The sequence below is a fragment of the Sphingomonas ginsenosidivorax genome (assembly GCF_007995065.1).
Taxonomy (GTDB): domain Bacteria; phylum Pseudomonadota; class Alphaproteobacteria; order Sphingomonadales; family Sphingomonadaceae; genus Sphingomonas; species Sphingomonas ginsenosidivorax.
Window position 1 is genome coordinate 83,379 of record NZ_VOQR01000002.1, and the last position, 12,975, is coordinate 96,353.

At 58.3% G+C, this 12,975-nt stretch carries 9 protein-coding genes and 4 pseudogenes; 10 read left to right on the forward strand and 3 right to left on the reverse strand.

What is annotated here, in order from left to right:
* Positions 1–23 precede the first annotated feature (23 nt).
* From FSB78_RS18560 to FSB78_RS18575, 4 genes and pseudogenes are all read left to right on the forward strand, one after another.
* Complete coding sequence (locus FSB78_RS18560; RefSeq protein WP_158638046.1) at positions 24–2,369, forward strand: TonB-dependent receptor; 2,346 nt, start codon at positions 24–26, stop codon at positions 2,367–2,369.
* 230 nt (positions 2,370–2,599) lie between these two features.
* Positions 2,600–3,719: pseudogene (locus FSB78_RS18565) on the forward strand (IS3 family transposase).
* Between the two features lie 112 nt (positions 3,720–3,831).
* Positions 3,832–4,194: a cupin domain-containing protein gene (locus FSB78_RS18570; RefSeq protein ID WP_199743318.1), complete on the forward strand. Its 363-nt coding sequence runs from the start codon at positions 3,832–3,834 to the stop codon at positions 4,192–4,194.
* Positions 4,195–4,468: 274 nt separating this feature from the next.
* Positions 4,469–5,418: pseudogene (locus FSB78_RS18575) on the forward strand (integrase core domain-containing protein).
* On the opposite strand, the gene FSB78_RS18580 reads toward FSB78_RS18575, so the two are convergent.
* Positions 5,415–6,311, reverse strand: a complete 897-nt coding sequence (locus tag FSB78_RS18580; protein ID WP_147084377.1) for an NAD(P)H-binding protein — start codon at positions 6,309–6,311, stop codon at positions 5,415–5,417. The pseudogene FSB78_RS18575 and the gene FSB78_RS18580 sit on opposite strands and share 4 nt — an antisense overlap.
* 206 nt (positions 6,312–6,517) lie before the next feature.
* Positions 6,518–7,249 (reverse strand): SDR family oxidoreductase, encoded by a 732-nt coding sequence (locus tag FSB78_RS18585; RefSeq protein ID WP_147084378.1) that lies wholly within the window; start codon positions 7,247–7,249, stop codon positions 6,518–6,520.
* Positions 7,250–7,351: 102 nt separating this feature from the next.
* Here FSB78_RS18585 and FSB78_RS18590 point away from each other — a divergent pair, with 102 nt between their 5' ends.
* Complete coding sequence (locus tag FSB78_RS18590; RefSeq protein WP_147084379.1) at positions 7,352–7,795, forward strand: MarR family winged helix-turn-helix transcriptional regulator; 444 nt, start codon at positions 7,352–7,354, stop codon at positions 7,793–7,795.
* 187 nt (positions 7,796–7,982) lie between these two features.
* On the opposite strand, the pseudogene FSB78_RS18595 reads toward FSB78_RS18590, so the two are convergent.
* Positions 7,983–9,080 (reverse strand): annotated as a pseudogene (locus FSB78_RS18595) (IS3 family transposase).
* Positions 9,081–9,242: 162 nt separating this feature from the next.
* On the opposite strand from FSB78_RS18595, the gene FSB78_RS18600 reads away from it, so the two are divergent.
* The 5 genes and pseudogenes from FSB78_RS18600 (at position 9,243) to FSB78_RS18615 (ending at position 12,944) form a co-directional block, all read left to right on the forward strand.
* Positions 9,243–9,431: an MBL fold metallo-hydrolase gene (locus FSB78_RS18600; protein WP_147084380.1), complete on the forward strand. Its 189-nt coding sequence runs from the start codon at positions 9,243–9,245 to the stop codon at positions 9,429–9,431.
* Between the two features lie 386 nt (positions 9,432–9,817).
* The gene (locus FSB78_RS18605; RefSeq protein ID WP_147084381.1) at positions 9,818–10,471 is read left to right on the forward strand and encodes a DUF2306 domain-containing protein; all 654 of its coding nucleotides are present in this window, start codon (positions 9,818–9,820) and stop codon (positions 10,469–10,471) included.
* Positions 10,472–10,627: 156 nt separating this feature from the next.
* Positions 10,628–11,385: pseudogene (locus tag FSB78_RS19795) on the forward strand (IS5 family transposase).
* Positions 11,386–11,394: 9 nt separating this feature from the next.
* Positions 11,395–11,628 (forward strand): integrase core domain-containing protein, encoded by a 234-nt coding sequence (locus FSB78_RS19800; protein WP_422396736.1) that lies wholly within the window; start codon positions 11,395–11,397, stop codon positions 11,626–11,628.
* 200 nt (positions 11,629–11,828) lie between these two features.
* Positions 11,829–12,944, forward strand: a complete 1,116-nt coding sequence (locus tag FSB78_RS18615; RefSeq protein ID WP_242008459.1) for a tyrosine-type recombinase/integrase — start codon at positions 11,829–11,831, stop codon at positions 12,942–12,944.
* Positions 12,945–12,975: the final 31 nt, after the last annotated feature.

Here is a 12,975-nt window from a genome sequence, read left to right on the forward strand (position 1 = left end):
AAAAATAACGAGGGAGGATGATGATGACTAAGAGGGCGAAATATCTGCTGATGAGTGTCTCGTCGTGTCCGCTGCTGAGCGCTTCGGTTGCGGGCGCCCAGACTGCTTCACCCCCGGCCGTGGTAACGGCGCCGGGCGCTTCCGAAGCGCCTGCCGCGAACGCCCCGGCGGCGACAACGTCAGCGCAGTCCGCAGATCAGGGTGGTGTACAGGATATCATTGTCACGGCACAGAAGCGCCAGGAGACGGCAAACCGGGTCGGGATGTCAATCACAGCCGCATCGGGAGACGACCTGAAGCTCAGGGGGATCACGAGCGCCATCGATCTGGTGAAAATCGTCCCCGGCTTCAACTTTACCCAGAGTAACTATGGCGCCCCGGTCTACTCGCTACGCGGCGTCGGCTACTATGATACCAGCCTAGGCGCACCGCCCGCCGTCAGTGTGTATGTCGATGAAGTCCTGTTGCCGTTCTCGATCATGTCTATCGGCGCAACACTCGATCTCGAGCGTGTCGAGGTACTCAAAGGTCCCCAGGGCACGCTCTTTGGCGCAAACTCGACCGGAGGCGCGGTCAACTACATCGCGGCAAAGCCGACCAGCACGTTCAAAGCCGGGTTCGACGCGACTTATGGCAACTTCAACCGTCTGAACGTCGGGGGCTTCGTCAGCGGCCCGATTTCCGATACCTTGAAAGCCCGCATCTCCTTCAGCAACGAGCATAGCGGCGACTGGCAATACAGCTACACGCATGATGCCAAGCGCGGTAAAAGCGACGTCTTCATGGGCCGCGTGCTGCTTGACTGGACGCCATCTGACCGCCTCAAGGTTCGGATAAACGTCAACGGCTACACGGACCGCTCCGACAACCAGGCCGCACAACTTGTGGCAGTGCTCCCGTCCGCCCCGGCCGTTGTCAAAGCCCAGCCGCTGCCGCCAGGAAACAACCGCGCTGCTGACTGGGACGATCTCGACCCCTATCGACGCAAGGCCGACTTCCTGCAGGCATCTGTTCGCGTCGACTACGATATCAACGACGCTATGCAGCTTACCTCGATTACGGCCTATGACACGTTCGATCGCGACAGTGTGACCTCGGCCGATGGCACCCGCGTGCAAAACTTCGCAGCCGCGACCCCAGGCTCCTCGCGTGATTTTGGGCAGGAGCTTCGGCTGTCAGGAGACATCGACCGTGTTCGTTATGTGCTAGGCGGAAGCTACTCGTACGACAACGTCAAAGACTCGGCCAATGCGCTCGCGGACGTCTCGAGCCTTCCCTTCAAGAAGTCGATCGGGACGGCCAACCAGAAGGTGAACACCGCCGCGATCTTCGGCAATCTCGATTATCGGTTTACCGATACGCTCACCTTACAAGGAGGCGTCCGCTACACAGACCTCCACCGCAAGTTCAATGGTTGTCTTTACGATAGTGGCGCTGGCGATCTCGCTGCCACGCAGTCGGCTGCCGCAAGTCGGCTGCTCGGGCGGCCAGTGGTCTTTCCCGCGGGTAGTTGCGTTACGCTGGGCCCCGATTTTCTGCCGATCCTCGATAGGGAGAAGCTCAATGAAGACAACGTATCCTGGCGAGCTGCGATCAATTGGCAGGTAACTCCTCGGGCCCTGCTATACGCGAACGTCAGCCACGGCTATAAGAGTGGTGCGTTTCCAGTGGCAAATGCAACAAACTATTTGCAGTTTGCCGCGGCGATTCAGGAGGATGTTATCGCCTATGAGGCGGGCTTCAAGCTTACAGCCTTCAACAGGACTCTCCAACTCAATGGCGCTGGCTTCTACTACGATTATCGCAACAAGCAACTTCGCGGTCGCCGGATCGATGAGATTTTCGGCTCCCTGAACGTTTTGGTGAATGTTCCCAAATCGTCCATAACTGGTGGAGAGATCCAGGCGACTTTGCGCCCGGCTAAGGGACTGACGATCAGCGCCGGCGCCACCTACGTGGATTCCAAGATCCGAGGTGACTTTTTGAACTATGACGCGCTTTCGCAGTTCGGAAATTTTTCAGGCGAGGCACTCCCGCTGACGCCAAAATGGCAGGCGACCGGCGATGGCCAGTATGAATTTGCCCTGTCCAGCGAAATGCGGGCATTTGTTGGTGGCAGTATTAATCACCAAGGGGCGACCCACGCCGGTCTTGGTACCAACCCGTTGTTTGCCATTCCCTCCTATACGCTTCTTGATGCCCGCGTCGGTATCGAGACGCCCGACGACCGCTGGCGTCTGGTCGCCTTTGTGCGAAATATCACCGACAAATATTACTGGACGAACACCTTCCAGTCGGGTCCCAACGTGGTAATTAAATATACAGGTCAACCTCGTACCTTTGGAGCTACGCTTAGTTATCGCTACTAGTCGGAATTGACTGGACATCCGAAAAGTCGTTTCATTGCTTGGAGACGTGAGCTACCGCCTTCCTAACTTGGTGTTAGGCTCGGATCGCGTCACCAGACGCCAATCTGAATTGACCTAGAGTTATGGATAACTTCGATCCTAATTCTGAGGACAAGAGGTGACGATGGGGGATGACCTGCTCCCCAGAAATAATGCCATTGGTAAGTTAGCTCGTCAGATGGAGACGAGTGATGCCGCGAGGCCGTTTTACCGAAGATACGATCATTGCGGCGTTGCGCGAGCATGAGGCTGGCGTGAAGACGGCCGATCTGTGCCCCAAGCACGGGATCAGCGATGCTACAAGCTACAATTGGAGGTCGAAGTACGGCGGGATGACAGTGTCGGAGGCGCACTGTTGCGCACGCTGGAAGATGAGAACCGACAGCTGAAGAAGCTGCCGGCGGAGTCGATGCTCGACGTTTCAGCTGAAGAATCTGCTGGGAAAAAACTAACTGACCCGGTCTGTGGAGCGCTACGCTGTGGTGGAGAAGTTAATGGCCGATCACGGCTTATTTGAGCGTCGCGCCTGCAGGCTGATCGGGGTCAATCTGTCGGCGTGGACTATTAGCCACTACGCGGGCAGGACGATGTTTGCGCAAGCGGATACGCGAGATCGCCAACGACCGCCGGCGGTTCGGCTACCGGCGGCTGGCGATCCTTCTCAAGCGCGAAGGGAAAGGCATGAATTCAAAGAAGGTCTACCGGCTGTATCGCGAGGAGCGACTGAGCGTCCGCAAGCGTGGTGGCCGCAAGCGCGCGTTGGGAACGCGGGCGCCGATGGCGATCCTGCAGCAACCCAATCAGCGCTGATCGCTCGACTTCGTGTCGGACTCGTTGGCCTTCGGCCGGCGGTCCCGTATGCTCAACGTCATCGACGACTACAGTCGGGAGTGCCTGGGATGCATTGTCGATACCTCGCTGTCGGGTCGGCGGGTCGTTCGCGAGCTAAGCGCCATTGCCGAGCGTCGCCGGCTGCCGTGCATGGTGGTCAGCGACAATGGCACCGAGCTCACCAGTCACGCCGTCCTCGCCTGATGCCAGGACACCGGGGTCGAGTGGCATTACATCGCGTTGGGCAAGCCGCAGCAGAACGGCTTTGTGGAGTCGTTCAATGGTCGCTTGCGCGACGAGTGCCTGAACGAGCACCTGTTCTCCTCGTTAGCTGCGGCGAGACGGATCATCGAGGCATGGCGGACGGACTACAACACCGTGCGCCCGCACAGCAGCCTTGGCAAGATGGCACCCGCCGAGTTTACGAACCGCCCACGCCAGGGGCATATGGACATCGAAACTAAGGTATCAGCGGCCTGAAAACGGGCGGCACGTCAGCCGCTAAACTGGCTTTCATACTATTTGCATCGCCATGAGCCCCCGCCACCGCTATTCCCATGCTGTCCTACTATGTTGCTGGTTGGAGATGAATGTGCTGCCGCCTACAAACCTCACCGCTGTGTTCGATCGCGTCACCGAACATTGGTCTCCGAAGGTGATCGGCCAAGTCAATAACCAGCTTCTCAAGGCTGCGAAGCTGAAAGGCGAGTTGATTTGGCACGCCCATGATGGCCAGGACGAATTGTTTTACATCGTAAAAGGTTCTCTACGGATCGAGTTCGAAGATGGCGCGGTCGATCTTAAGAAAGGGGACTTCCTGACTGTACCTAGAGGTGTTCGCCATAACCCCGTGGCTCGGGAGGAATGCTGGGTGCTTCTGATCGAGCCGGCTGATACCAAGCACACCGGCAATGAAATGACTTCGCGCACCCGCACTCTAAAGCAGCAGCTATAGCTTAGCTACGCTGCTGCTGCCAACCGCACCAGTCGTCGATCTAAACGAGGGAGTTCGCGGACGTCGTTGTGAACCGCGCCGGGTCCACCGGAGGCGTTGGGTGAGTCACGCCGCCATATCGATGTTGTCCGCGGCAGCATAATATTGATTTTCGGGTTCGCAAGGGCACCGACTTCAGCGCCCATGGCCCCGACGCCATCGCTGCCGTGGCCGTTACCTGTTTGATCCCACGGTTTGATGGTGCGATCCTTTCGTAAGAATGGAAGGAAGCAGTATGGGACAGGTACGTCACGGGAGCGCCACGACCACGCACGCTGTCCGAGCAGCAATACCGCGATCGCAAGCTTCGCTCTCGACGCTGAGCCGAGAGCTTGGGATCACCCCGAAGACGGCGGCGAAGTAGCGCAAGCGAGCGAAGGTCGAGGCTTTTTCTGAAGATTGGGCCGAAGACCCCTCGCTCCACGACCTTGACCGAAGCCGAGGAGGCAGCGGTCGTCGCATTCCGGCGTCACACACTCCTGCCGCTCGACGATTGCCTCTATGCGTTGCAGCCGTCGATGCCGCATCTGACACGCTCAGCGCTGACAGTTGCCTTCAGCGTCATGGCATATCCCGTCTGCCGGACAATGAGGGGGCAAGCTGAAGCGACAGCGCTCCAAGCGCTACCCTATCGGTTTCTTTCACGTGGCCATCGCTGAGATGCAGACCACAAAGGGCAGGCTTTACCTGTTCATCGGCATCGACCGCACCAGCAAGTTCGAGGTCACTCAACTTGTCGGCAAGGCTGATCGACGGACAGCGTGAGAGTTCATGGAACACCTGCTGAACCGCATTCACACGATCCTGACCGCCAACGGCATCCAGTTCGCCGAGCAACCACGCAACCGCAACACCGCCTGGTTGCGCCAAATACGCTTTGACATGATCTGCGAAGCCAATGACATTGAGCATCGGCTTTACCAAGCGAACCAACCTTGGGCCAACGGTTAGGTCGAGCAGATGAACCGCACGATTAAGGAAGCGACCGTCAAACGCCTTCACTACGAGAGCCACGAGCAACTGCGAGTGCACCTCGAAGACTTCATGGAAGCCTAAAATTTCGCCCGCCGGCTTAAGACACTCAGTCGCCTCACGCCTTACGAATAGATCGCCAAAATCTCGACGTCAGAGCCGGATAGGCCCATCATCGATCCGATCTCTCAGATACCGGAACTAAACACCTAGGTGTTTGCAACGTTATAGTTCGCCATAGCCGGCTGTAATTCGTCAATCACCCATTGTCGGAAAGTAGTTGTGCCAATAAACGCCTTGGCACGCGATGCAACGTTGTCCATCCCCTCCTCTTTAGCACGCAGCATATCTACAAACCCTTGGGCGAATGCATCGGTAAGTCCACTTGCCATGGCAGCTTCTTTATACGCTTCGTACGTCTGATGCTGATATTGAATATCTCGGCCTGTCACCTCAGAAATGATAACCGCCAAATCAAAGTATGAGAGATCTTCGGGCCCGAGGACAGGTACGTCTTCCTGCCCGGACCAGTTACGATTGATTAGCAGCCCCGCAGCAGCCGCAGCGCTATCCCGGGCGGCAGTGTGGGGTAGTTTCTTGTGGGGCGCGATCGGACCGGGCATCCGACCGTCACAAAGGAGGCCAACCATTCTCAAAGCGTTGTCCATGAAGGCCGGTAGTGCGATGCCGCGGATCGCAACTCCGGTAGATCGAAGCAGATCAACCATATGGATCGAACCAGTCGCGTTGCCTGCATGCTCCTGCCATGAGGTGCCCCGGCCAAGAGTGGTCACCGCGACGACATGACGGACGCCGTGCCGGCGTATCGCTTCTGCGCCCGGCCGTGCGAAGTCCACTGTCGCGGCAGCAGGGGTTGACGCCGGGGACGGCGGGCAGAGCCAGAATACGGCATCCGCTCCTTCAAACGCCTTATCAACGGTAGCTGCATCGCCATGCGAACCAGTCACCACCTTGACCTTATCCCGCAGATCATGGGGCAACTTGGCTGGATCGCGCGCGACAACGCGGACAGGTTCGCTCGCCTCAGTAAGATGGCGGACGACATGTCGGCCAATATTGCCAGTAGGGGTAGTAACAACAATCATCAACCGAGCTCCGATCTTTTGCCGATATTCAACGGCTCGCCTGCAGCATGTACAACGACAGGAAAGCGCTTGGACTGGGAATTCCAGGACATTCAGTATTCTTAATTACGGGCCTAGCAGACGTCGCGCCTGAGCCTCCTTACGGAGTCGATCCGAGAGACTTGGACCATCATAATTTTGCCGCATGGATCGATTTGGTAAGAAGTCTAGCCTTTGTACGTTCCCCCAAACTGCACCGGCACGAGGTCAGCTCGCTCGTTGCCCGACCGGATTAATTCAATAATTGCGGCCGCTACCTGCTCAGGCGAGTGACGGTAGTTCGCTACACCAGCCTCCATTTTTTTCGCTTGTTCTGATCCTGCCTTCAACGAAACGATGAACTCGGTCTCAGTGATAAACGGAAACATCGTAGATACGACAATACCCGTATCGATCAACTCGGCACGCGCTACATTCGACAGTGTCGCCAAGGCAGCCTTGGAGCTGTTGTAAGCTCCGGTATTCGGGAGGGGCGTGAAGATGATGCCCGAACTCACATTTACGATGCTACCCCGTTGTTGAGCACGCATTAATGGCAGAACTGCCTGCATCGTCATAAACGGCGCAAGAACGTTGAGCTCCAAGAGTGCGCGAAAATCGTCGACTTGTATTTCCTCAATGGATCCTTGCAGCCCTTGCCCGGCATTGTTTACCAGAACATCGATACGTCCAAAGTGGTCGCCGGCGATCCGGACCGTCTCTACAACCTCAGCCGCGTTCGTGACGTCACAGCGCAAGGCAAGGGCATTTCCTAGTTCATCAGCGAGCGCCTGAATGCGATCCTCGCGGCGTGCCGCCAGAATGAGACACGCTCCCTGTGCTGAGGCGAGCCTTGCCGTTGCTGCCCCGATCCCCGATGATGCGCCTGTGATCAGCATTACTGAGCCATTAATGTCCATAAAATTCTCCTTTGGTTTGTCAGTCGGATCAGGGCTGTCGACAACAACCCCGCCTGTAGAAGCATATAGCTATCACTTGATAGCTATCTTTCAAGGGGGTTCATGATTGTGGTGCCGGACGACGAACAGATTCTTTTCGAACTTGCCGACGCAGTGCATGGGATCGCGCGCCAGTTAAGGGTGCCCGACGATCTTGTTCCCGGTCCGTGCACACCGATCGAGATTACGGTGATGCGTTATGTGCAGCAAAACCCCGGAGTATCGGCAAGCGATGCCGCCGCAGCTACAGGTTTACCGACAAGCAACCTCAGTAGATCTCTACGAAGCTTGGAAAGTAAGGGGTTAGTACGGCGAGATGCTGATATAAAAGACGGTCGTGGTATCCTTTTATATCCAACCGCTTTGGCCGACATAAACATTGGTAAAATAAGGCAAGCTTGGACGGATAGGCTTATTCAAGCCACGGATAGTGAATACTTTTTAAAGGAGGTTGTCGTCTTACTCAAGAAAATAGAGCACGCTTTGAGTTTGGGGCCTCAGACCTGATGTTTCGATAACAGGGGCTGTTAGGAACTCGCATAAACCTAGCTAAAATGCTGTGATAGGTGGTAGACTTTCAAGGCTTTCTTTGGCCTGACGTGCTCCCCAAAGCTCTACCAGTCATAACTGGAGTCCGGGGTTGGTATGAAGGTCCCCCGGTTTCTCATCCAGGTCGAGGGTGAGTATCCGGCGTTCACTCGGTTGCTTTGGCAGCCGCGGCGGCAGCATATTCGATCGGCGTCAGCCAGCCAAGCGATGTGTGAGGACGGCTCTCGTATAATCCCGCCGCCAGGCGTCGATCTTGGCCCGGGCGTCTTCCAGCGATAAAAACCAATGCGTGTTGAGGCACTCGTCGCGCAGGCGGCCATTGAACGATTCCACGAACGCATTGTCCGTCGGCTTGCCCAAACGGCTGAAGTCGAGCGTAACGCCGTTCTCGTACGCCCAGCGATCGAGCGCCTTCGAGATGAACTCAGAACCATTGTCCACCCGGATGGTCCTAGGCGCACCACGCGACAGCGTGATGCGCGTCATCGCCTCGACCACCTGCTCGCCTTTGTTGCCCTGATCGACGTCGATCGCCAGCGCCTCGCGCGTGAAGGCGTCCACCACCGTCAGTGCGCGCAGCCGACGTCCGTCGAACAGCGCGTCCGAGACGAAGTCCATCGACCACATCTCGTTCGCCGCCAAGGCCGTGGGTTGCCGCTGGCGGTTGGCAGCGCTGACGTTGCGCCGGGGCCGCTTGAGCCGAAGGCTCAGACCATCGTCCTGGTAAAGCCGGTAGACACGTTTGTGGTTCACAAACCATCCTTCCCTGCGCAGCAGGATGTAGATCCTGGAGTAGCCGTACCGCGTCCGCGTCGCTGCAAGATCACGGATGCGCAACAGCAGCGGTGCCTGATCGGGCCGGTGCGAACGGTATCGAACCGACGACCGATCGACGCCGAGCGCCAGGCAACAGCGCCGTTCGCTCACACCATGAGACGCCTGGACGTGCGCGACAAGCTCGCGCCGCCGCCCAGGCCTCAGACCTTTTCGACAGAACGTCTTGCAGGATATGCTTGTCGAGGCTGAGGTCCGCGACCAGCTGCTTGAGCTTGCGATCCTCCTCCTCGAGCAACTTCAGGCGCCGCAACTCGCCCACGCCGAGACCGCCATAGACCTTCTTCCAACGGTAAAAAGTCTGCTCCGAGATCCCCATCCGACGGATTACCTCCGCCACCGGCGTACCAGTCTCCGCCTGCTTCAGCGCGAACGCGATCTGCTCGTCCGTATACTTCGACTTCTTCACATCCAGCTCCTCGCCCGCAGGCTCTACAGGGCCGGAAAACTCTCGCTCAAACTGGAGGGAAAAATAGGGGGGACGTCAAAGCCAGCGTTCGAATCGAACCCGCACGACACTGGTCAACTCGCGGGATTTCAGACCGAAATCGAGCTCTTTTGGAACGCGTTTATGCTTCGCCTCGGCGATCAGACTGTCTATCTCGCCGGAGACACAGGCTTCGGCAACGGCCTCCATTTTCCGCGGGCGGCTATTGCTTCCGGTGAGATCGACGTAGCGATGCTTTCAATCGGCGCCTACGTTCTGCGTTGGTTCATGAAGGAGCAGCACATGAACCCGGAGGAAGCGTTCTGGCATTAAAACTTCTCGGCGCGGGAAAATGGCCTGGGCTGCCGTTCGGGGACTTTTGAGCTTACCGACGAAGGGTACGAGCAACCGTAGCGGACCTTGCTAGCGCGCTTGATCTGCGCGGGATCAAGCGCGAGCGTTCCCCGCCATGCGACCTGGAACAGTCTGGTTGCTACCGTAGGCGCGTAACTACCCTGCGCGTGATTGGGTGCGGTGGTTGGCCTATATAGTTGATCAGTGAGGACGAGCGATCGCCAGCGTGCTCGTTTACGCCATTGAAGACGTCAGCTCACCAGCAGGTCATCTCGGACGATGGCAACGAAGTTACGCACTTGAGAGCATGGCTATGAAGAGCCGCGAAGGATAGAATTCTAGTGATCAACAGAGAGAGGCAGGCAATGACCGCTGAGTTCCGAACCAGATTACTTGCCAAACCCTTGAAGATTACGTTGACCGTCCTTGCGACGGCGGTCGCTGCCATATCCTTCCGATATCTCGCTGGAGTAGGGCCGGTGCCGCCTTCGATCGCAACGAACGTGCTCCGTCGGCCATGGTTGCTCGTGCATGTCGCGAGTGCATCCACTGCGCTACTAATCGGCTCGATCCAATTTAGCGGTGTCATTCGTTCACGGTGGCTCGAAACGCACCGCGGCATTGGTCGGCTGTACGTTCTGAGCTGCCTCTTCGGTGGCATTTCGGGCATTGTACTTGCGTTTGGGTCTTCTTCTGGGCCGATCGCAACGGCCGGCTTCGGACTTCTCGGCGTGGCCTGGATTAGCGTCACTGCGCAAGGTTTGCGATACGCATTGTTACGTCGGTTCGATGATCATCGAGCGTGGATGATCCGCTCATGGGCGCTGACGCTCTCGGCAGTGACTTTGCGCGTCTATGTCCCAATTGCGACATTGATCGGACTCCCTTTCTTCGAAAGCTATCGGGTGATCTCCTTTTTAAGCTGGGTTCCGAACCTGTTGCTCGCGGAACTCTATCTACGAGAGTTCAGCCTATCGGCTCGGCCAGTTGGCAAGGGCGCACAGGATACTCACGGCTAGGCGGATCGATGTTCGTCTGCCACCCACAACGCGGGCGCAGATCCTGAAGCCAGTTTGCCCATATTTCTATGGGTACGCTCGCCACGCTACTTGACTAAGGTCAGACCTATCAATGTGGAGGCGCGATCTGATTCAGGCTCCGTGAAGAGAGCGTGGATGAGCGACCTGTACTGGCTGACGGATGAGCAGATGCCGCGTCTGCAGCCGTATTTCCCCAAGAGCCACGGCAAGCTGCGGGTGGACGACCGGCGGGTGCTGAGCGGCATCGTCTTCGTCAATCGCAACGGGCTGCGCTAGTGTGATGCGCCGAACGACTATGGCCCGCACAAGACGCTCTACAAGCGCTGGAAGCGGTGGGGCGAAAGGGTGTTTTCCTGCCCATGATGGAGGGGCTTGCGGCAGCGGAAGCCGTACCGAAAACGGTCATGATCGGCGCGACTAGCTAAAGGCACATTGCACGGCATCGAGCCTGCGAGTTGAAAAGGAGCCTCGGACGGCTAATCGGTCGCACTAAAGGCGGCATGAACACCAAGCTTCACGCCGTCAGTGATGCGGACGGGCGGCCCTTGAGCTTCTTCATGACCGCCGGGCAGGTCAGCCTTCGGCTCAAGAAGCCGAGGCGCAACGTCAGCGCTGCCAACCACGAACGCCAACCTGCGGCACTGGCGGCGAACGAGATGTGGTCGATGGACTTCGTCTCGGACGCGCTGTTCGACGGACGTCGGCTGCGCGCACTGACGGTGGTGGACGCCTTCACGCGCGAGGCGCTGGCGATCGACGTCGACCAGGGCATCAAGGGCGAGCAGGTGGTCGAGGCGATGGCACGGATCTCGTCGGTCCGCGGCGCGGCCAAGACCATTCGCGTGGACAATGGGCCGGAGTTCATCTCGAAGGCATTTGACCTTTGGGCGTAGGAGAACGGCGTGACGCTGGACTTCAGCCTGCCGGGCAAGCCCACCAACAATGCCTTCGTGGAGTCGTTTAACGGTCGCCTTCGCAACGAATGCCTGAACGCACATTGGTTCCTTTCCATGACGGACGCCAGAGCCAAGATCGAGGTCCGGCGGGACTATAACGAGAGCCGCCCTCACACATCGCTCGGCTGGATGACGCCGGTCGAATATGCTGCCGCCGCGGCCATCAAAGCGGCCGAATGAGCGCCAGAAACTCAACTTCAGATTGGATGAGAAACCGGCGGACCCTCACCAGCACCCACCCCGTCCGGCCACATCCTCTTTCCCAGGAAGCGGCATTTCAACAAAAAAAACTCCCAGCAGCAGCCAACGCGTAATTAGCGATAAGCCCGATTCCTGCTAAAAACATGCTGGCCGATCGCAGCGGGCCCAGATAAGCTTTGGTGGTGACTGACACCCCATCTGACGCCGGCGCAAACGCGGACAACCTCGACGCGATCATGGCCGGCGCCGTGGTCGTGCTCGATCAGGTCACGTCGCTCGAGCCGTTCTTGCCGCAACTCGCGCCCGACGATCGCGAACGCGTCGATGCCTATGTCGCGCGGGCCTCTGCCGACGCTACCTTGCGCGCGTATAAATCAGATTGGCGGCTGTTCTGCACCTGGTGCGCGGAAAATGGCTATCGACCGCTCCCGGCGTCGCCGGCGAGCGTCGCTGCATTTCTGACTCTCCTCGCCGAGCGTGGTTACGTGCCTGCCGAACCGAGACGAACGAAGCGCGGCAAGCTCCTGCCACGCAAGCATCCCGCGCCGCTCGGCCGGGCTACGATCGGGCGCCGGTTGGCCGCGATCGTCTTCGCGCATCGCGCAGCTGACATGGAGCCTCCGACCAGCCAACCAGACGCTGCACGGCTGGAGAAGGCAATGCGGGGCATCCGTAAAGACAAAAAGGGCGAGGTGCCGGGGAAGAAGCGAGCTGCTGATGGTGATGTGCTTCGGGACATGTTGCGGAGCGTCGTCGGGAACGACCTTCGCGCTTATCGGGACAGGGCTCTGCTCGCCGTCGGGATGGCCGGCGCCTTCCGCCGCTCTGAATTGGTGGCGATCACCGTGAGCCGGGTAACGCAGGACAGTCGAGGTCTGCTGGTGCGGATTCCTTCATCAAAGACTGACCAAGAAGGCCATGGCCATTCGGTCGCAATACCCGACGGTCGGCGGCTTGAACCGCTTCGCCATTACCTCGCTTGGCTCGACAAGGCTGGGATTGCCGCCGGACCGGTCTTCCGAAAGCTCACCCCGCAAGGCCGCCTCACAGACAAAGCGATGAGCCCGCAGGGCGTGGCACTCGTCGTCAAGGCGGCAGCGCTCGCGGCCGGCTACCCGCCCGATTCATTCTCCGGACACAGCCTGCGAGCGGGCTTTCTCACTGAAGCCGGACGGCAGAACGCCAACCTTTTCAAGATGAAGGAGCACAGCCGCCACGCATCTCTCGAGATGGTAGCCGAATATGTCCGTGATCATGAGCGGTTTCGCGAACACGCGGGCGAGCGATTCTTGTAGGTTCCCTATTTAAAGACCCTCCCCTCTTTAG

Excerpts from the sequence above, each read along its gene's own strand:
- FSB78_RS18560 (WP_158638046.1), top strand. The coding sequence starts at position 24 with ATGACTAAGAGGGCGAAATATCTGCTGATGAGTGTCTCGTCGTGTCCG.
- FSB78_RS18580 (WP_147084377.1), bottom strand. The coding sequence starts at position 6,311 with ATGATTGTTGTTACTACCCCTACTGGCAATATTGGCCGACATGTCGTC.
- FSB78_RS18585 (WP_147084378.1), bottom strand. The coding sequence starts at position 7,249 with ATGGACATTAATGGCTCAGTAATGCTGATCACAGGCGCATCATCGGGG.
- FSB78_RS18590 (WP_147084379.1), top strand. The coding sequence starts at position 7,352 with ATGATTGTGGTGCCGGACGACGAACAGATTCTTTTCGAACTTGCCGAC.
- FSB78_RS18600 (WP_147084380.1), top strand. The coding sequence starts at position 9,243 with ATGCTTCGCCTCGGCGATCAGACTGTCTATCTCGCCGGAGACACAGGC.
- FSB78_RS18605 (WP_147084381.1), top strand. The coding sequence starts at position 9,818 with ATGACCGCTGAGTTCCGAACCAGATTACTTGCCAAACCCTTGAAGATT.